Genomic DNA, 19,104 nt, shown 5'->3' with positions numbered 1-19,104 from the left:
GTCCACCGGACGGCTGTCCGGTCGGGCGCCGCCGGCGCTAGCGCCGGTACGGGTCCTTGGCGGGGAGCCAGGCGCCCGGGCCGTGGATCGGCAGGTCGTCGGCGCCGTCGCAGAGGGCGTCGACGACGGCGAGGACGGCACTGCGGGCCTCGGCGCGGCGCCAGGTCAGGGACCAGGTCCAGTGGATCCGCGGTGTGACGACGGGGCGTTTCACCAGGTCGGGCGGCAGCGGGGTGGTCTGGCCCTTGGGCGAGTTGACGACCGGGCTGCCACTGCGGCGGACGTGGTCGAAGAAGGCGGGGCCGGTGATCCCGCCGTCGGCGATGTGCACCGGGCGCGCGCCGGTGTCCCGCGCCAGTTCCCCGGCGAAGGCGTTCCAGGACGACCAGGACGTGGTGTCGTCGTCCAGGAGGACGACGGTGTCCCGGGCGGGCACGTCGCTCGTGTCCCTTCCGGTGGCGACGGCGTAGAGCCGGTCGGCACCGATGAGCCGGGCGCACAGGTCGCGCCGCTCCAGGTCGTCGGCGCGCACCCAGCACACCGCGAGGTCCAGGCTGCCGTCGGCGACCCGGGCGGCCTGGGTGTGCGAGGGGGCGACCCACGCGTCGACGTGGACCTGGGCCACCGCGGAGGTGCGGGCGGTCAGGTCCGGGGGGAGCCAGTTGACGTAGCCGAGGCGTACCGGTTCGGATCCGGAGAGCCGGCGGGCACGCCGCCGCAGGTCGTCGGCCCGTTCCAGCAGATCCCGGCTGTGCGGGAGCAGGGCCGAGCCGGCCGCGGTGAGAGACACCGAACGGCGGTCACGGTCGAACAGGCGTACTCCCAGATCGCGTTCGAGCGACTTGATCTGCTGGGACAGGGAGGGTCCGGCGATCAGGAGCCGCTCGGCGGCCCGGCCGAAGTGCAGTTCCTCGGCCACCGCGACGAAGTAACGAAGTTGGCGCAGCTCCACGTCCGTCATGCTACGTCGGTGTGAGGCCACGCCTCCCAGAAGGGAGAAGGCCCGTCGTGGCAGGCCGATGGTGACCGGCGGACACTGAACTCGGAGCGGGCCGGTGCCACCCGAATCCGCCCCCTCGGTGCGACGGAAGGCACCGGACGAGACCATCGAGCGGAGCAGGACCATGCGAGAGTTCCTGGTCGAGATCACCACCACTGTCCCGGACGGCACCAGCCAGGACGAGGTCGACCGGCGGCGGGCCGCCGAGGCGGTCCGCGCGAAGGAGCTGGCCACCACCGGCAACCTGGCGCGGCTGTGGCGGCCGGTCGGCGAGCTGCGCAGCATCGGGATCTGGCTGGCCGCGGACGAGGAGAAGCTGCACGAGGAGGTGCTCGGCACGCTGCCGCTGCGCCCGTGGATGACCGTCACCGTCACCCCCCTCGTATCCCACCCCAACGACCCCGGCCGGGCAGGCGACGCCGCGTGAGTGCCCCGTCGTTCCCCTTGGACCGGGAAGACGCTCCGCCCGCTTCCTTGCGGTCCTCTCCCTGGACCCACGTCGCACAGGCCGCGGCGGCGCTCGCCGCGGGCATGGGCGTCGGGCGGTTCGTCTACACCCCGATCTTGCCCCTGATGCACGCCCGGGCCGGGCTGTCCGCGGGCTCGGGCGCCCATCTGGCCACCGCCAACTACCTCGGCTATCTCGTCGGCGCGCTCACCGGCATCCTGGCGCCCGCGCTGGTGCGCTCACCGGCTCTGCTGCGCGCCTCGCTGATCGCGCTGACCGGCAGCCTGGCCGCCATGCCCGTCACCCACGGCACGGCGGCATGGATCACGCTGCGGCTGCTGGCCGGTATCGCCAGTGCCCTGGTCTTCGTCATCGCCGTCAGCTCTCTCCACAGCCGTCTGCGCGCACACCCCGCCCACCTGTCCGGCTGGGCCTTCGGCGGCGTGGGCGCCGGCATCGCCCTGTCCGGCCTGCTCGTTCTCGTGCTGCGTCCCGTCGCCGACTGGCGGGCCGCCTGGTGGGCCTCGGCCGCCCTCGCCGCGATCCTCACGGCCGCCGCGTGGAAAATGCGCCCCGAGCAGCCGCCGGCCACCGCCGCGGCACCCGGCAGGGCGCAAGCGGGGAAGGCGACAGCCGGGAATGCAGAATCCGGGAAGGCGGCGGCCGGGAGGCCGGGGCCCGGCGAGCGCAGCCGGTTCGGGCTGCTGCTCGCCTCCTACAGCCTGGAAGGCATCGGCTACATCGTCGCCGGTACGTTCCTCGTCGCCGCGATCGAGCAGAGTTGCCCGGGGTGGATCGGCAGCGGCGCCTGGGTCCTGGTGGGTCTGGCCGCCGTACCCTCCTCGGCCCTGTGGGCCCGGCTCGGACGCCGCTGGTCCCTTCCCGGTCTGCTGCTCGTCGCGCTCGTCGTCCAGGCGGCCGGCATCGCGCTGCCCGCGCTGGTCGGCGCAGTGCCGGCCGCGCTGGTCTCCGCCGTCCTGTTCGGCGCCACCTTCATCGGCGTCAGCACGCTGGCCCTCGCCGCAGGCTCGCATCTGGGGTTCCCGCGCTCGGTCGCGCTGCTGACCGCCGGCTACTCCGTCGGCCAGATCCTCGGCCCGCTGATCGTCTCCCCCCTGCTCCGCCAGGGCTACCACCAGGCCCTCTTCATGGCCGCCGCCGTGGTGCTGGCCGCCGCCGCGGCCGCGGCCGTGCTGCGCATCGGCTTCCCGGACCGCGGGATGGTGGTGCGGCGCGGCGCATCGGCGGGACAGCCCACAGCGGTGGGTGCCGCGACGGCCCGGGCCGGCGGCGACGTCTGACGGGTCGGGGCGGCGTCTCAGGAGCGCGCAGCGCGCCCGACCGGCCGTGCCCTCCTAGGCTGGTGGTGGACAACACCCTGTTCTGGAAGGGGGCGGCCATGGCTTCCCTCTCGAAGGCGGGCGCGGCCCTGGTCGCGCTGCGCGAGGACCTGGTCGGCGAGGTGTTCGCCCCGGGGGATCCGGGCTTCGACGAGGCGCGTGTCGTCTTCAACGGGATGATCGACAAGCGTCCGGCCGTGATCGCGCAGTGCGCGGACGCGAAGGACGTGGTCCGCGCGGTGCGCTTCGGGCGTGAGCTGGATCTGCCCATCGCCGTGCGCGGCGGCGGGCACAGCGTGGCCGGCACGGCCCTGGGCGACGGCGCGCTCGTGGTGGACCTGCGCCGGATGCACCGGGTGACCGTGGACCCGGCCGCCGAGGCGGTCCGGATCGAGGGCGGCGCCACGATGAGCCATCTCGACCGGGCCACCCAGCCCTACGGCCTCGCGACCACCGGCGGCCGGGCCTCGACCACCGGCGTCGGCGGCTTCGTGCTGGGCGGCGGCACCGGCTGGCTGGACCGCGCCTTCGGCCTCGCCGTCGACAACCTCATCGGCGCGGAGCTGGTGACCGCCGGCGCCGAGCAGGTGCACGCGAACGCCGACGAGAACCCCGAGCTGTTCTGGGCGCTGCACGGCGGCGGCGGCAACTTCGGCATCGCCACCGCGCTCACCCTGGAGCTGCACGAGCTGCCCGAGTTCTCGATCGCGCTGCTGCTGTACCGCCCGCAGTTCGGCCCGGACGCCGCCCGCACCTTCCGCGAGATCATCATCAGCGGCCCCGACGCGGTGAGCGGCGCAGTGCTGTATCTGACCGGCCCGCCTCTGGAGTTCGTACCGGAGCACCTGGTGGGTCTGCGGTTGTGCGCGGCGTTGCTGACGTACACCGGCGGCGAGGACGATCTGCGCAAGCTGGCCCAGCCGCTGCTGGCGCTGCCGCACGAGGCGGAGCTGGTCGGCGACCTGCCCTACGCGGACCTGCAGTGCATGCTGGACGATCCGCCCGGCCAGCGGAACTACTGGTCGGCGGAGTACCTGACCGCTCTGCCCGACGAGCTGGTGGACGTCTACTGCGCCCGTGGCGAGGACATGCCGGTGCCGACCTCCACCCAGCACCTGATCTTCCCGCAGGGCGGCGCGATCGCCGCCGGTCCGCACGGGTACCCGGTGCCGTACCGGGACGCGGCCTGGGCGGTGCATCCCTTCGCCGTCTGGGAGGACCCGGCCGACGACGAGCGGGCCGTCGCCTGGGTACGGGACGTCCGCGCGGGTGTCCGGCCGTGGAGCACCGGCGCCGTCTACCTGAACTTCATCGGCGAGGAGGGCGCCGAGCGGGTGCGGGCGGGACTGGGCGCCGGGAACCTGTTGCGGCTGGAGAAGGTGAAGCGGGCGTACGACCCCGACAACGTGTTCCGCTTCAACCACAACATCCGGCCGATCTAGCTGCGGCTCGCGCTGTCGTCCGGGCGTTTACGCAGGTAGCGTCCGCTCCATGGACAGCGGTACGGAGAGCAGATTCGCCACTCAGGGCGCGGGGATCACCGTTCAGCGAGCCCTGGAGCTGCCCGGACTGCGCAGCGGGCTCCCGGAGATCGTGGCGGGCGCCGACCGGCTGGGGCGCACGGTCCGCTGGGTGCACGCGGGCGAGGTGCCGAACATCGCCTCGCTGCTCAAGGGCGGCGAGCTGCTGCTGACCACCGGCTACGGCCTGGGCACCCGCCCTGCAGAGCAGCGCGCGTTCGTGCGCACGCTCGCCGAGCGCGGGATCGCCGCGCTGGTGGTGGAGCTGGGCCCGCGGTTCGCCCGGCTGCCGGCCGCCCTGGTGGACACCGCCCGCAGCGCGAGGCTGCCGCTGGTCCAGCTGCACCGCGAGGTGCCGTTCGTGACCGTGACCGAGGAGATCCACACCGAGATCGTCAACGGGCACTACGCGCTGCTCCAGCGCGCCGAGGAGGTGCACCGCCGGTGTACCGAGGCGCTGTTGGGCGGTGGCGGGGTGCCGCAGGTGCTGGGCATCCTGGCCGACTTCAGCGCCAACCCGGTGTTCCTGGAGACGGCGGACGGCCGGCTGCTGTACGCCGCGGGATCCGGCCCCGAGGGCGCGGATCCGCTGCAGGTGTGGGAGGGGCTGCGGGGTCCGCACAAGGACGCGCCGCCGCCCGCCGGTTCGGTGCTCGTGGACGTGCCCGGCGGCGGGCCCGGGGCGGGGACGGGGTCCGTACGGGCCCGTCTGGTACTGCTGCCGGTCCGCTCTCCGCTCGCTCCGGTGCACCGGATCGCCGCCGAGCGGGCCGCGGGCATCCTGGCCGTGGTGCTGATGCAGGCCCGGCAGGAGGAGGAGCTGGCGGCGCGTGGCCGGGGCGACTTCCTCACGGACCTCGCCGAGGGCCGGATCACCGCGGAGGACGCCCCGGCGCAGGCCCGGGTCCTCGGCTTCAAGCCCGGGAACAGCCCGCTGCTGCCGGTGGTCATGCGGGTCGGGGACTCCCTTTCCCCGGGCGGCGGCTGGGCGGTGCTGGCGCGGGCCGTCGCCGAGGAGTTGACCTCGGTGGGCGTGCCGGTGCTGCTGGGCGTGCGGCCGGTCGAGGGCCGGGTGCCGGTGCTGCTCGGGCTGCGCTCGGAGTCGGAGCGCTCGGCGGTGGCGGACCGGGTGGCGGCCGCGCTGCGGGCGGGCGTCGAGCGGGCCGGGATGCAGCGGCCGGGCGCCCCGCCGCCGGTCGTGGTGGTCGGGGTGGCCGGCGGCTGGGCGGCCGCGTCGGCGGGCCTGCGGCACGCGGCGGAGACGGCGACGGCGGCGCAGGGCCTGACCGACCGCCCCTGGTACGACGCCCGCCGTCTGGACATCGACCTCCTCCTGTGGCGGCTGCGGGACCACCCGGACCTGTCGGCCTTCGTGGACCGTGCGATCGGCCCGCTGCGCGACCACGACCACCGCTCCAAGCCGCCGCTGCTGCCCACCCTGGAGACCTATCTCGCGCATGCGGGCCGCAAGGCGGAGACGGCCCGCGAGCTGCACCTCAACCGCCAGACCCTCTACAACCGGCTCGCCCGCATCGGGGAGTTGCTGGGCACCGACCTCGACGACCCGCAGACGGTACTGGCGTTGAGCCTGGCCCTGCGGGCCCGTCGGCACGTTCCCTAGGCCAGCGGCCTCGGCTGGGTCAACTCGTCGTAGACGCTGAGGACTTGGGCGACGGTCTCGTCCTCCGTAGGCCAGGTCGCGGCCTGCCGCACGCCCCGCTCCCGCAGCTGCTCGCGCCGCCGGGGATCCGCGAGCAGCCGTACGACGGCGTCCGCGAGCGCCTCCGCGTCGCCGTACGGGACGAGTTCGGCCGCGTCACCCACGAGTTCCGGGATGCCGCCGACGCGTGTCGCGACGAGCGGCACGCGCGCGTGCAGCGCCTCCTGGGCGAGGACGGACCGTGACTCCCACCTGCTGGTCAGCAGCGCCAGATCGGCGGCCGCGAGCAGCACGGGCACGTCCTCGCGCCGCCCGACGAGCCGCACCGGCAGCTCCTCGTCCTCGATCCGCCGCTGCAGCTCCGGCCGCAGCGGCCCCTCCCCCGCGACGACGACCAGCGGTACGGGGTCGAGGTGCCGCCAGGCCCGGGCCGCGTCCAGCAGGACGTCGTAGCCGCGCTCCCGGTCGAGGGAGCCGACCGCCATCAGCAAGGGGCGGCCGGTGGCGCCGAGTTCGGCACGGGTCTTGGGGCGCCCGCGGTCGGGGTCGTCGTGCTCGACGGGCCGGCGCCGACCGGGCAGGGCCACGGCCGCGAGCCGGGCGTCCCGGGCACCCGTCCGGCGCGCCCGGTCCACCAGGTCGGAGGTGGTGCCGAGGACCACGGCGGCCGTCCTGACCACGCGTCGCTCCAGCAGCCGCAGCAGGTGCGCCCGCGCACCCTCCGCCCGGGCCCGGTTGTGCCAGGTGACCACCAGCGGGGTGCTGCGCCCGCTGAGCGCGAGAACGGCGCGGAAGGAGGCGTGCAGCCCGTGCGCGTGCACCAGGTCGGCGTCCGCACAGGCCGCCCGGAGCGCGGTCACGGAGGCCGGGTCGCTGCTGCGCGGCACGTGCACATGGTCGGCGCCGGCCCCGCTGAAGTCGTAGGCGCGATCGGCCTCGACGGGGGCGCACACCGTGACCCGCACGCCCCGGGCGACGAGCCCCTCGGCCAGGGAGCGTACGTGCGCACTGCTGCCGGCGTTGCCTCCGCCCAGCACCTGCACGGTGCGCAGCGACGACTGGCCGTGCGGTGCGTTGCTGCTCACGGGGCTCACGGGGCTCACGGGGCCGGGGCTCCTGACTCGGCGCGGGCGGTCACGTAGAAACGTACAGAAGGTAGCGGGCGGAGAGGGGTGGAAGGACATACCGCGCGCCTCCCGCGCGGACCGCGTTCGGCCCGCCGCCCGCCCCGGGTTCTCTGCCAAGCATGCCAGGAGGTACGGCCGTTCCGGGAAATCCGGGGAGGCGCACAGCGCGGCGGGCCGGAGCAGTACGCCGGAGCACGTCACCCACACGGGTGAGGAGAATCCCGGCTCGGCCGCATGATCTCCATGCCCGTACCCCGAGGTCAGAGGCTCACTGCGCCCGCACCGGATCACTCGCCCGATCCCCGTACGCCGTGGCAGCGACCACCGCGAGGGCGTGCGCGAGCAACCCCGCGCGCCCGTTGCAGGCGACGACGGCGGCACCGAGCGCCGCCCCCAGGGCGTGCGCCCCCGCGTCACCGATCATCTCGCGCTCGCCGAGGTCGTCGGGAAGCACGGCCGCGGCACCGCCCATGGCCGCCGCGGTCAGCTCCCCGCCGGGTCCCTTCCGCAACAGCCCGGGCGCCCCCAGCGCGAGCACCGCACCGGCCGCACGCCCCGGCCGCACGTCGACCAGGTTCACGCAGTGCGCGGCCCCGGCGATCACGACACCCGCCAGCACCTTGTCGACCGGCCGCTCCTTCATCAGGGCCCCCGCCACCAGCCCGGCGGCGGAGATCCCGAACAATTTCACGGACCCACCGGTGACTTCGCCGCCCCGCAGCGCGCCCAGATGCGCCCGGAAGCCGCGCCGCGGGTCCCCGGCCCCCGCGACATCGTCGTACGCCCCGCAGACTCCGGCCGCCAGCACCGCCAGTCCGGCACCGGGGTGGACCCGCGCGGCGGCGACCGCCGTGGCGAGGGCCGCGGCGGGCCCGGCGTACAGCCCGACGGTCCGCCCCGCGTAGTTCTTCCGCTCCCAGCGCCGCCGTCCGCCCGGCGGCTCGGCGCGCAGGAGCGCCTGACCGGCCCGGGTGAGCGCGGCGGACAGCAGGAACGAGCGGGGCCTTCGGGCACGGCTGATCATGCCGCCACCCTAGGCCGCCGGACAGGCACCACCGGACAGGACCTAGAGGTCGGCCCGGGCGGTCGCCAGCAGTTCCTCGGCGTGGGCGCGGGCCGTCTCCGAGTCCTCCTGGCCGGCCAGCATCCGGGACAGCTCGCGGACCCGCTCCTCGCCCTCCAGGACCTTCACGCCGGAGCGGGTGACGGAGCCGTCGTTGGTCTTCTCGACCAGCAGCTGGCGGTCGGCGAAGGCGGCGACCTGCGGCAGGTGGGTGACCACGACGACCTGTGCGGACTTGGCGAGCTTCGCCAGGCGCCGCCCGATCTCCACCGCGGCCTTGCCGCCGACACCGGCGTCGACCTCGTCGAAGAGGTACGTCGGCACGGGGTCGGTGCCCGCGAAGACGACCTCCACGGCGAGCATCACGCGCGACAGCTCACCGCCGGAGGCGCCCTTGGCGATGGGCCGCGGCGGGGCGCCCGGGTGCGGGGCGAGCAGCAGCTCGACCTCGTCCACGCCCGAGGGCCCGTACGCCACCGCGCGCCCGTCGACCTCGACGCCGTCCGGGTCCTCGGCCTGCCGGATGTCGAAGGACACGCGCGCGTGGGGCATCGCCAGCGAGGCCAGTTCGGCGGTCACGGCGGCGGCGAACCGCTCGGCGGCCTCCGTCCGCGCGTCCGTCAACGCCTGCGCCAGTCCGCCCAGTTCGGTGCGCAGGGCGTCCCGCTCGGCGGTCAGCTCGCCGGTGCGCTCGTCGTCGCCGTCCAGCTCGGTGAGCCGCGCGGCACTCTGCTCGGCCCAGGCGAGCACGGCGTTGATGTCGTCCCCGTACTTCCGCGTGAGACCGCCCAGCGCGGCCCTGCGCTCCTCCACGGCGGCCAGCCGCAGCGGATCGGCGTCCAGGTCGTCGGCGTACCCGGCCAGCTCACCGGCCACGTCACCGAGCAGGATCCCGACCTCACCGATCCGCTCGGCGAGGGAGGCGAGCGCCGGGTCGTGGGACCGGACGGCCTCCAGGGCCCGGTGCGCGCCCGCGACGAGGGTCGCGGCGTCGATTCCCTCGGGGTCCTCGGGGTTGCCCGCGAGAGCGGCGTGCGCGGCGGTGGCTGCGGACGACAGCGCCTCCGCGTGCCCCAGCCGCTCCGCCTCCTCGGCCAGCTCCACGTCCTCCCCGGCCCGCGGCTCGACGGCGGAGATCTCCTCGAGCCCGTACCGGAGCATGTCGGCTTCCTGGGCGCGCTCACGCGCGCGTGTGACGATCTCCTCCAGCTCGACGGAGACGGCCCGCAGCCGCCGGTAGGCCTCGGTGTACTTGGCCAGCGGTACGGCGACGGCATCGCCCGCGTACCGGTCCAGGGCCTGCCGCTGCCGGGACAGCTTCAGCAGCCCCTGCTGGTCGGTCTGCCCGTGCACGGCCACCAGGTCGTCCGCCAGCTCGGCGAGCAGCCCCACAGGCACACTGCGCCCGCCCAGGTGCGCCCGCGAGCGCCCCTCGGCGGAAACGGTACGGCTGATCAGCAGGGCCCCGTCGTCCAGCTCGGCCCCGGCCTCCTCGGCCCGTACGACCGCGGCCGTGCCCGGGGGGACGGCGATCCGCCCCTCCACGACCGCTTTCCCGGCCCCGATCCGCACGAGCGCCGGGTCCGCCCGCCCACCGAGCAGCAGCCCCAGGCTGGTGACCACCATGGTCTTGCCCGCACCCGTCTCACCGGTGACGGCGGTGAATCCCGGCGACAACTCGACGACGGCATCGTCGATGACCCCGAGCGACCGTATCCGCATCTCCTCCAACACGGAACAGACCATACGAGGTCCGGGCGGGCGAGTGCACACGGCCCGCCTGTCCATCCCCCTACGGGTGCCTAGTGCGGCGCCCCCCGCCACCCGTGCGTGGGCAGAGCGAATTTCGCCACAAGCCGGTCGGTGAAGGACGAATGATGCAGCCGAGCCAGCCGCACCGGCACCGCCCCGCGCCGTACCTCCACCCGCGCCCCCGGCGGCAACTCGATGGTCCGCCGCCCGTCGCACCACAGCACCCCGGGCGGAATATGAGGCAGGACCTCCACAGCGAGCACGGAATCCGGTGAGGTCACCAACGGCTTCGCGAACAGCGCGTGCGCACTGATCGGCACCATCAGCAGCGCCTCCACCTCGGGCCACACCACAGGCCCCCCGGCGGAGAACGCGTACGCCGTGGACCCGGTGGGCGTCGACAGGACGATCCCGTCGCACCCGAATGCGGTGACCGGCCGGCCGTCGATCTCCAGCACGACCTCGAGCATCTTCTCGGCGCCGGCCTTCTGCACGGCCGCCTCGTTCAGTGCCCAGTCCGTGTGCACGATGTCCCCGTTGCGGTGCACGACGACATCGACGGTCATCCGCTCCTCGACCTCGTACGACCGCGCCACCACCCGGTCGACCACCCGATCGAGGTCGTCCCGCTCGGCCTCCGCGAGGAATCCCACCCGTCCGAGGTTGACGCCGAGCATCGGCACTCCGGACGCCCGGGCGAACTCCGCGCCGCGCAGCAGCGTGCCGTCGCCGCCGAGCACGATCAGCAGCTCGCAGCCGTCGAGGCACTGCGGTGTCGCTTCCTTGACCAGCTGAACCTCGTCGGGCAGCGGCAGGTCGCGCGCCTCCTCCTCCAGCACCCGCACGCCGATGCCGTGCGCCAGCAGTCCCTTGACCACCAGTTCCGCACTGCGGATCGCCGCGGGCCGCCCGGTGTGGGCGAGCAGGAAAACAGTACGCGTTCGGTTCTGTGTCAACTCGGCCCCTCCGCCACTGCTCGGTCGACGTCGGCCGGCTCCAGTTCGGGAGCGCCGGCCCGCAGCCAGAGAAAGTACTCGACATTGCCCGAGGGACCGGGCAGCGGGCTGGCGGTGACTCCTCGCACCCCGAGCCCCAGCTCCCAGGCCTTCTCGGCCACCCCGCGCACGGCGTCCGCCCGCAGCTGCGGACTCCGTACGACACCCCCGCTGCCGAGCCGCTCCTTCCCCACCTCGAACTGCGGCTTGACCATCATCACCAGGTCGGCGTCCGGCTTCACGCACCGCTTCAGGGCGGGCAGCACCAGCCCGAGCGGGATGAAGGACAGATCGCCCACGACAAGATCCACAGGTTCCCCATCGATCGCCTCAAGCGTCAACTCGCGTACGTTCGTACGGTCCTTGACGGTGACGCGTTCATCGTTCTGGAGAGACCACGCGAGTTGGCCGTAACCGACGTCCACGGCGACGACATGGGCGGCGCCCGCGCGCAGCAGGACGTCGGTGAAGCCGCCGGTGGACGCGCCGGCGTCCAGCGCGCGCCGGCCCTCGACGACGAGCCCCTGCGGCACGAAGGCCTCCAGCGCGCCGGCCAGCTTGTGCCCGCCCCGGGAGACGTAGTCGGGGTCGCTGTCGTCGGACTGGACCACGATCGCCGCGGCGGTCTCCACCTGCGTGGCCGGCTTGGTCGCCAGGGTCCTGCCGACGGTGACCCGCCCGGCGGCGATCAGCTGGCTGGCGTGCTCGCGCGAGCGCGCCAGCTTCCGCCGGACCAGCTCCGCGTCCAGACGACGGCGTGCGACTCCTGCCACGTTCGGTTCAGCTCCTGTTCCCGTACGGCAATCGATAGGTGTGACCCGAAGGGTCTCATTGAGGGGCGGCGGTCGGGTGACGGGTGGGAGCCGGAGGTCCGGGGCGGGCGTCGAGTGCGGTGAGCGCCTCGCGCAGCCCCCGGTGTACATCCTCGTACACCTCGAGGTGTCCGTCGGCGGCCAGGTGGTCGGCGTCGGCGAGCCGCTCCAGCTGTGCGTCGACCTCGGCATTGCCGGTGGGGGTGCGGGGGACGTTCAGGGGTGCGGGGGCAGCGGGGTCGTACTCGGGTTCGACGTCGGCCGCGGCCTCCGCCCCGGCCACGAACTCGGTGCCGACCTCGGCCTCTGACACGGACTCGCTCATGCCCAGACGCTACCCCGAACCGCTGGGGTACCGTCGTGCGCGATGGCCACGATCGAGGAGTGCCGCGCCGCGCTGGGCAAGCTTTCGGACAACATGCAGGGCGCCGAGGGCGACGCCCGCGCGGCCGCCGCCCTGGACCGCTCCGTGAGCTGCCACATCACCGACCTGGACGTCACCTTCACGGGCCGCCTGACGGGCGGTCGCATCGAGGTGGACGAGACCCGTCCGGGGCCACCGCACGAGCGGGCGCAGATCAGGCTGGCCATGGCGGGCGACGACCTGGTGACGCTGGTGGACGGCGAGCTGAACTTCGCGACCGCCTGGGGCTCGGGCCGGGTGAGGCTGGAGGCGAACCTGCTGGACCTGTTCCGGCTCAGGAAGCTGCTGTAGCCCGCTCCGCTCGCGCCTTCCTGGCGGCCGGCACCACCAGCGGGGTCCCCGTCTCGGGGTCGTCGATGATCTGGCAGCGCAGTCCGAAGACCTCCTCGACCAGTTCGGCCGTCACTATGTCGTTCGGGGCGCCCTCGGCGATCACCCGGCCGTCGCGCAGGGCGATGAGATGGGTGGCGTACCGGGCGGCGTGGTTGAGGTCGTGCAGGACGGCGACCAGGGTGCGGCCCTGGGTCTCGTGCAGCTCCGCGCACAGGTCGAGGACGTCGATCTGGTGCTGGATGTCCAGATAGGTGGTCGGCTCGTCCAGGAGCAGCAGCGGGGTCTGCTGGGCGAGCGCCATGGCGATCCACACGCGCTGCCGCTGGCCGCCGGACAGCTCGTCCACGTACCGGTCGGCGAGTTCGGCGACGCCCGTCTGCGCCATGGAATCCTGGACGACCCGCTCGTCCTCGGCGGACCACTGCCGCAGGATGCCCTGGTGCGGGTAGCGGCCGCGGCCGACGAGATCGGCGACGGTGATCCCGTCCGGCGCGATGGACGACTGCGGCAGCAGGCCGAGCGTCCGGGCGACCTTCTTGGCGGGCATCGACTGGATGACCTGCCCGTCCAGCAGCACCCGGCCCTGGCTCGGCCTGAGCATCCGTGACAGCGCCCGCAGCAGCGTCGACTTGCCGCACGCGTTCGGACCGACGATCACCGTGAACGAGTTGTCGGGGATCTCCACCGACAGCTGTTCGGCGATGACGCGCTGGTCGTAGGCGAGGGTGACGTTCTCGGCGGACAGGCGGTTCACAGTGCTCCTTCGGGTGTACGGGTTCGCTGAGCCGCTCATATCCGGCCCGCCCTGCGCTCGGTGACCAGCAGCCACAGCAGATAGGCGCCGCCGAGGACCCCGGTGACCACCCCGACGGGCAGCTGGTCGGCGCCGAAGGCCCGCTGCGAGGCCCAGTCGGCGGTGACCAGGAGGGCGGCGCCCATGCAGAGGGACGGCATCAGGTTCGGGCCGGGAGAACGGGTCAGGCGACGGGCGAGCTGTGGTGCGGTGAGGGCCACGAAACTGACCGGTCCGGCCGCGGCGGTGGCGGTCGCGGTGAGCAGGACGGCGGCCACCATCAGCAGCGCCCGTACGCGCTCGACGCGCACACCGAGGGCGTGCGAGACGTCGTCGCCCATCTCCGTCATCCTGAGCCCGCGCGCGTTGGCGAGGACGAGCGGCACGAGCACGGCACACAGCCCGAGCAGCGGCCAGACCTGGTCCCAGTCGCGGCCGTTGAGGGACCCCGTCATCCAGACGACGGCACGGGCCGAGTCGACGATGTCGGACACGGTGAGCAGATAGCCGTTGATCGCCGTGACGATCGCAGAGACACCGATGCCGACCAGCACCAGTCGATAACCGTGCACACCCTGCTTCCAGGCAAGCAGATAGATGGCGAGCCCGGTCACCAGACCGCCCACGAGCGCGCCCAAGGTGACCTGGGCCGCGCTCCCGGAGAACAGCACGATCATCACGAGCGCCCCGGCGGTCGCCCCCTGCCCGAGGCCGAGCACGTCCGGGCTGCCCAGCGGATTGCGGGTGACGGCCTGGAACAGCGCCCCGCCCAGCCCGAGGGAGGCGCCGACCAGCAGCCCGACCAGGACCCGCGGCAGCCGTAGCTCGTTGACGATGAACTCCTGACCGGCGTTGCCGTTGCCGACCAGCGTCTTCACCACATCGCCCGCCGAGATCGGGAAGTCGCCGGTGCCGATCAGCACGACGCTCGCGGCGAGCGCGGCGAGCAGCAGCAGGACGACGACGGTGACGGCCCGGACGTCCAGACGCAGCGAGAGCCCGCCCGGCGTCCTCATGACACGGTTGCTCTTCACAGCTGCGCCGTCCTCCGCCGTCGTACGAGAAAGATGAAGACCGGGCCGCCGATGATCGCGGTGACGGTGCCGACCTGGAGTTCCGACGGGCGGGCCACGACCCGGCCGACGACGTCGGCGCCGAGCAGCAGCACGGGCGACAGGACCGTCGCGTACGGCAGGATCCAGCGCAGGTCGGGGCCGGTGAAGGAGCGCACGATGTGCGGGACCATCAGGCCGACGAAGACGATCGGACCGCAGGCCGCGGTCGCGGCGCCGCACAGCACGGTGGCGGCCAGCATCGCCAGCGCCCGGGTGCGGCCCAGGTGGGCGCCGAGGGCGCGGGCGGTGTCGTCGCCCATCTCCATGGCGTTCAGCGGCCGGGCCAGTGCGAGTGCGAGAACCGTGCCCACCGCGAGGAACGGCAGCACCTGCACGATGGTCGAGTCGGTGGCCGAGGCCAGCGAACCCACCGTCCAGAAGCGCATCCTGCCCAGCGCCACGTCGTCCATGATCATCACGGCTTGGAGATAGCCGTACAGCGCCGCGCTGATCGCCGTACCGGCGAGCGCGAGCCTCACCGGTGTGGCGCCCCGGCTGCCGCCGAGGAACCAGACCAGCGCACCGACCGCCGCCGCTCCGGCGAAGGCGAACCACACATATCCGGTCAGACTCGTGACGCCGAAGTAGGTGATGGCCGTGACGACGGCAGCGGAGGCACCGGCATTGATGCCGAGCAGCCCGGGATCGGCCAGCGGATTGCGGGTGAGCGCCTGGAGCACCGCCCCGGACAGACCGAGCGCGGCACCGGCCAGCAGGCCGAGGACCGTGCGCGCGAGCCGCTCGTCCACGACGACGTCGCCGTACGTCCCCGTGTCGTGGAACAGGCCGTGCCAGACCTGGTCCAGCGACAGCGCTTTCGCCCCGATCGCGACGCTCGCCAGCGCGACGAGCACCAGGATCGCGACGGAGAGGAGAAGCCCAAGAGCCCGCACCGCCCGGCGGGTTGGGGGCGCGGGGGCGATCTCCGCGCGCTGTTCCGGAGGACTGTCGACCAACACGAGGTTAGGTTAGCCTACCCTCGCATTCGATCTCGATGCCGAGGGGCCTCGTGCTCGGCTCGGACCTCCCTGCTCAGAGCCCGAGACGCGCCAGGGCCTTCCCGCCGTCCAGCTCGCAGGAACCGTCCCCGGCCGCCGTCCAGGCCGCCGCGCACAGCGCCCGCAGCCCGTCCAGCGCCTCGCCCGCGCCCTCCAGCTCCAGTCGGTCCGCCCCGGCCGCCGCCCGCCAGCCACCGCAGCGGAACCCGTCGCCGTCATCCGTGACGTCCGGCTGACCGGTGAGCAGCCCGCGCAGGTCGGCATCGACGTACGTCGGCCGGTGCTGCGGCGGCGCGGCGAGCAGCTGGGGGCCGTCCGTGACGCCGGTCAGCACCAGCAGCGAGTCCACCCCGCCGTTGAACGCGCCCTCGATGTCCGTGTCCAGCCGGTCCCCGACCACCAACGGCCGCTTCGCGCCCGTGCGCAGGATCGTCTCCCGGTGCATGGGCGGCAGCGGCTTGCCCGCCACCTGCGGCTCCGCCCCGGTCGCGATCCGTACGACCTCCACGGCCGCCCCGTTGCCCGGCGCGATGCCCCGCCCGCTGGGAATCGTCAGATCGGTGTTGGACGCGAACCACGGCACCCCGCGCGCCACGGCGTACGACGCCTCCGCGAACCGCCCCCACGTCAGATCGGGCCCGCCGAACCCCTGCACGACCGCCGCCGGATCGTTGTCCGCCGACTCCACCGGCGTCAGGCCGCGCTCGCGCAGCGCCACCCGCAGCCCCTCACCGCCGATCACCAGCACGCGGGAGCCGGCCGGCACCTGCTCGCTGATCAACCGCGCGACCGCCTGGGCCGAGGTGATGACGTCGGCCGCCCCCGTCGGTATCCCCAGCTCCGTCAGATGCTCCGCCACGGCGTCCGGCGTCCGGAGCGCGTTGTTGGTGACGTAGGCCAGATGCATCCCGCCCGCGCGGGCGTGGGCCAGCGAGTCGACGGCGTGCACGATCGCGTTCCCGCCGGCGTACACCACACCGTCCAGATCGAGCAGCGCCGTGTCGTACGCCGTGTTCAGGGGCTGTCCACTGCCCTCGGGCCTCGTCCTGACACCCTGGCTCATTCCACATCGCTCCTCGTTCGACCGTGTCTCCCTCGATCATCCCGCACACCCCTCACACACGTACGATGCCGGGATGAACACTGCAGGTCACTCGGAAGCCACGGTGCGCAAAGGCCTGGAACTCACCCCGTTCCGCGGCCTTCGCTACGACCCCGACCGGGTCGGCAGCCTGGCCGCCGTCACCTCCCCTCCCTATGACGTCGTCGTACGCCCAGACGGCCTGCACCACCTCCAGTCGGCCGACCCGTACAACATCGTCCGGCTGATCCTCCCCCAGGCCGCCACGCCCAGCTCCCGCAACGAACAGGCGGCCGACACCCTGCGCCGCTGGCTCGCCGAGGGCGTCCTGGCCGCCGACCCGGACCCCGCCCTGTACGTGTACGAGCAGCAGGACGGCAACGGCATGCTCCAGCGCGGTGTCATCGGCGCTCTACGCGTGTCAGAGCCCGCGGAGGGCGTGGTGCTGCCGCACGAGGACGTCATTCCCCCGGTGGTCGCCGACCGCGCGGCGCTGATGCGCGCCACCCGCGCCAACCTGGAGCCCCTGCTGCTGACCTACCGCGGCAATGGCACCGCGGCCGAGGTCGTCGAGCGCACGGCGGAGAAGCCCCCGCTGCTCGCCACGACCACCGAGGACGGCTTCCACCACCGCCTCTGGTCGATCACCGACCCCGCCGACGTGGCCCTCGTCCAGACCGACCTGGCCCACCACCAGGCCCTCATCGCCGACGGCCACCACCGCTGGGCCACCTACCGGCAGCTGCGCGCCGAGCACCCCTCCCCCAGCCCCTGGGACCACGGTCTGGTCCTGCTGGTCGACACCGCCCGCTACCCGCTGCGCGTCCGCGCCATCCACCGCCTGCTGCACGGCCTGCCGGTCGCGGACGCACTGGCGGCGGTGCAGGACCTGTTCCGGGTACGACGCCTGGACGCGCCGCTGGCCGGGGCCCTGGAGGCGCTCGCGGACGCGGCATCCGCGGGCAACGCCTTCCTGCTGGCCGGCGACGGCGCCTTCCACCTCGTCGACCGCCCGGACCCGGACCTGCTCGCCCGGACGATCCCCACGGACCGCCCGGCGGCCTGGCGCTCCCTGGACGCCACCGTCCTGCACGCCACACTCCTCGACCATGTCTGGCACATCCCCGAGGACTCCCCGGCCCACATCGCCTACATCCACGACACGGCCGCCACGGTCAGGAAGGCCGAGCGCGACGGCGGCACGGCCGTCCTGATGCACCCGGTCCACGAGGAGGTCGTACGCGACCTCGCCCGCCAGGGCGTGACGATGCCCCGCAAGTCGACGTCGTTCGGCCCGAAGCCGGCGTCGGGGCTGGTGCTGCGGGCACTGGAGATGTGACCCGGCGCATGCGAAAGGGCGGGACCCGGCATAGGGGTCCCGCCCTTCGTCACCTTGTCACTCTGTCGCCGACTCGGATCAGTCCTTGTCGTCCTGCGTGACGGCGTCGGCGTCCTCGCTCACCGGCTCGCCGTCGTTCTCACTCTCACGCCCGGTCTCGATCTCGTTCCCGTTCTCGTTCTCGTTCTCGGTCTCGTCGAGGGCGTCGACGAACTCCACGCCGTCAAGCTCGGCGAGCCGGTCGGAGGCGTCCGTGCTGCCGTCCCGGTCGGCCTCGACGGCCTTCGCGAACCACTCCCGCGCCTCGTTCACCCGGCCGACGGCCAGCAGGGCGTCGGCGTAGGCGTAGCGCAGACGCGCGGTCCAGGGCTGCACGGAGTTGGAGGCCAGCTCCGGGCTCTGCAGGGTCACGATGGCCGCGTCCAGCTGCTCCATGTCACGCCGGGCACCCGCCGCGACGAGCCGCATCTCGACCTGGCCGGCCTTGTCCAGCTTGTGCACCTCGGGGGCGCCGGCCATGTCCAGCGCCTTCTCCGGCCGCCCGAGTCCACGCTCGCAGTCGGCCATCACCGGCCACAGTTCCGCAGTGCCGGTCATGCGCCGCGCGGCCCGGAACTCGGCGAGGGCCTCGCTGTACTTCTGGTTGGCGTACGCGGCGAAGCCCGCGGCCTCGCGTACGGCGGCCACGCGGGACGCGAGGCGCAGAGCCACCCTGGAGTAGCCGTAGGCGCCCTCGGGGTCCTCGTCGATGAGCCGCGCGACCATCACCAGGTTCTTGGCGACATCCTCCGCGAGCGTCTTGGGCAGGCTCTGCAGCTCCTGCCGGACGTCCTTGTCGATCTCGTCGCCGGTGACGCCCTCCGGGATCGGCAGCCGCTTGATCGGCTCACGGTCCCGGTCCCGGTCGCGCTCGTCACGGAAGCGGCCGCCGCCACGGCGGTCATCACGGCGGTCGTCGCGCCGGTCGTCACGTCCCCGGAAGCCGCCCGGTCGACCACCGCGGTCGTCCCGTCGGGGCCCACGGCCGCCTCGGTCGTCCTGGCCCCGGAAGCCCCCGCGCTCACCACGGCTGTCGTCCCGCCGGAAACCGCCACGGTCCTCGCCCCGACGGTCGTCACGTCGGTCATCGCGCCGGTCGTCACGTCGGTCATCGCGTCGGAAGGTGGGGCGGTCTCCACCACGGTCGTCACGACGGAAGGCAGGACGGTCTCCACCACGGTCGTCACGACGGAAGGCAGGACGGTCTCCACCACGGTCGTCACGACGGAAGGCAGGACGGTCTCCACCACGGTCGTCACGACGTA

General features: G+C 73.6%; 18 protein-coding genes. 6 read left to right on the top strand and 12 right to left on the bottom strand.

The features are described from left to right. Positions 1–37: 37 nt before the first annotated feature. On the bottom strand, positions 38–961 hold the full coding sequence (locus tag ABZ471_RS28785) for a LysR family transcriptional regulator (RefSeq protein WP_359070327.1): 924 nt from the start codon (positions 959–961) through the stop codon (positions 38–40). A 163-nt stretch (positions 962–1,124) separates the two neighbouring features. Between ABZ471_RS28785 and ABZ471_RS28780 the strand changes: the two genes are divergently transcribed. The 4 genes from ABZ471_RS28780 (at position 1,125) to ABZ471_RS28765 (ending at position 5,929) form a co-directional block, all read left to right on the top strand. Beyond that, complete coding sequence (locus ABZ471_RS28780) at positions 1,125–1,427, top strand: muconolactone Delta-isomerase family protein (RefSeq protein WP_359070325.1); 303 nt, start codon at positions 1,125–1,127, stop codon at positions 1,425–1,427. Positions 1,428–1,531: 104 nt separating this feature from the next. Then, complete coding sequence (locus ABZ471_RS28775) at positions 1,532–2,749, top strand: YbfB/YjiJ family MFS transporter (protein ID WP_359070393.1); 1,218 nt, start codon at positions 1,532–1,534, stop codon at positions 2,747–2,749. 98 nt (positions 2,750–2,847) lie between these two features. Next, the gene (locus ABZ471_RS28770; RefSeq protein WP_359070323.1) at positions 2,848–4,230 is read left to right on the top strand and encodes an FAD-binding oxidoreductase; all 1,383 of its coding nucleotides are present in this window, start codon (positions 2,848–2,850) and stop codon (positions 4,228–4,230) included. A 49-nt stretch (positions 4,231–4,279) separates the two neighbouring features. Next, positions 4,280–5,929, top strand: a complete 1,650-nt coding sequence (locus tag ABZ471_RS28765; RefSeq protein WP_359070321.1) for a PucR family transcriptional regulator — start codon at positions 4,280–4,282, stop codon at positions 5,927–5,929. On the opposite strand, the gene ABZ471_RS28760 is transcribed toward ABZ471_RS28765, so the two are convergent. The 6 genes from ABZ471_RS28760 to ABZ471_RS28735 form a co-directional block, all read right to left on the bottom strand. Continuing rightward, positions 5,926–7,062: a glycosyltransferase family 4 protein gene (locus ABZ471_RS28760; RefSeq protein WP_359070391.1), complete on the bottom strand. Its 1,137-nt coding sequence runs from the start codon at positions 7,060–7,062 to the stop codon at positions 5,926–5,928. The genes ABZ471_RS28765 and ABZ471_RS28760 overlap by 4 nt on opposite strands. Before the next feature lie 301 nt (positions 7,063–7,363). Next, entirely contained in the window at positions 7,364–8,119 is a 756-nt protein-coding gene (locus tag ABZ471_RS28755; RefSeq protein WP_359070319.1) for a hypothetical protein, read from the bottom strand. A 42-nt stretch (positions 8,120–8,161) separates the two neighbouring features. Further along, the gene (recN, locus tag ABZ471_RS28750) at positions 8,162–9,904 is read right to left on the bottom strand and encodes a DNA repair protein RecN (RefSeq protein ID WP_359070317.1); all 1,743 of its coding nucleotides are present in this window, start codon (positions 9,902–9,904) and stop codon (positions 8,162–8,164) included. A gap of 56 nt (positions 9,905–9,960) precedes the next feature. After that, on the bottom strand, positions 9,961–10,866 hold the full coding sequence (locus tag ABZ471_RS28745; protein WP_359070315.1) for an NAD kinase: 906 nt from the start codon (positions 10,864–10,866) through the stop codon (positions 9,961–9,963). Next, positions 10,863–11,678 (bottom strand): TlyA family RNA methyltransferase, encoded by an 816-nt coding sequence (locus ABZ471_RS28740; protein WP_359070313.1) that lies wholly within the window; start codon positions 11,676–11,678, stop codon positions 10,863–10,865. The genes ABZ471_RS28745 and ABZ471_RS28740 overlap by 4 nt, the downstream gene beginning before the upstream one ends. A 55-nt stretch (positions 11,679–11,733) precedes the next feature. After that, positions 11,734–12,042: a hypothetical protein gene (locus ABZ471_RS28735; RefSeq protein WP_359070311.1), complete on the bottom strand. Its 309-nt coding sequence runs from the start codon at positions 12,040–12,042 to the stop codon at positions 11,734–11,736. A 42-nt stretch (positions 12,043–12,084) separates the two neighbouring features. Between ABZ471_RS28735 and ABZ471_RS28730 the strand changes: the two genes are divergently transcribed. Further along, entirely contained in the window at positions 12,085–12,432 is a 348-nt protein-coding gene (locus ABZ471_RS28730) for an SCP2 sterol-binding domain-containing protein (protein ID WP_359070309.1), read from the top strand. On the opposite strand, the gene ABZ471_RS28725 is transcribed toward ABZ471_RS28730, so the two are convergent. The 4 genes from ABZ471_RS28725 to ABZ471_RS28710 form a co-directional block, all read right to left on the bottom strand. After that, positions 12,416–13,267 (bottom strand): ABC transporter ATP-binding protein, encoded by an 852-nt coding sequence (locus ABZ471_RS28725; protein ID WP_359070307.1) that lies wholly within the window; start codon positions 13,265–13,267, stop codon positions 12,416–12,418. The genes ABZ471_RS28730 and ABZ471_RS28725 overlap by 17 nt on opposite strands. Continuing rightward, positions 13,264–14,283 (bottom strand): iron chelate uptake ABC transporter family permease subunit, encoded by a 1,020-nt coding sequence (locus ABZ471_RS28720; protein ID WP_359070389.1) that lies wholly within the window; start codon positions 14,281–14,283, stop codon positions 13,264–13,266. The genes ABZ471_RS28725 and ABZ471_RS28720 overlap by 4 nt, the downstream gene beginning before the upstream one ends. A gap of 14 nt (positions 14,284–14,297) precedes the next feature. Next, entirely contained in the window at positions 14,298–15,341 is a 1,044-nt protein-coding gene (locus ABZ471_RS28715; protein WP_359070304.1) for an iron chelate uptake ABC transporter family permease subunit, read from the bottom strand. Positions 15,342–15,414: 73 nt separating this feature from the next. Further along, a complete protein-coding gene (locus ABZ471_RS28710; RefSeq protein WP_359070302.1) occupies positions 15,415–16,443 on the bottom strand; it encodes an HAD-IIA family hydrolase in 1,029 nt (342 codons plus the stop codon). A gap of 73 nt (positions 16,444–16,516) precedes the next feature. Here ABZ471_RS28710 and ABZ471_RS28705 point away from each other — a divergent pair, with 73 nt between their 5' ends. Further along, positions 16,517–17,800 carry a DUF1015 domain-containing protein gene (locus ABZ471_RS28705; protein ID WP_359070300.1) on the top strand — a complete coding sequence of 428 codons (1,284 nt, stop codon included), beginning with the start codon at positions 16,517–16,519 and terminating at the stop codon, positions 17,798–17,800. Positions 17,801–17,878: 78 nt separating this feature from the next. On the opposite strand, the gene ABZ471_RS28700 is transcribed toward ABZ471_RS28705, so the two are convergent. Next, positions 17,879–18,673, bottom strand: coding sequence for a hypothetical protein (locus tag ABZ471_RS28700; protein WP_359070387.1), 795 nt, complete (start codon positions 18,671–18,673; stop codon positions 17,879–17,881). Positions 18,674–19,104: the final 431 nt, after the last annotated feature.

It is taken from the genome of Streptomyces sp. NPDC005728 (assembly GCF_040630895.1).
In the GTDB taxonomy this organism is placed as follows: domain Bacteria; phylum Actinomycetota; class Actinomycetes; order Streptomycetales; family Streptomycetaceae; genus Streptomyces.
Note: the sequence above shows the minus strand (reverse complement) of the source record. Positions and strands in the feature narration are given on the sequence as shown.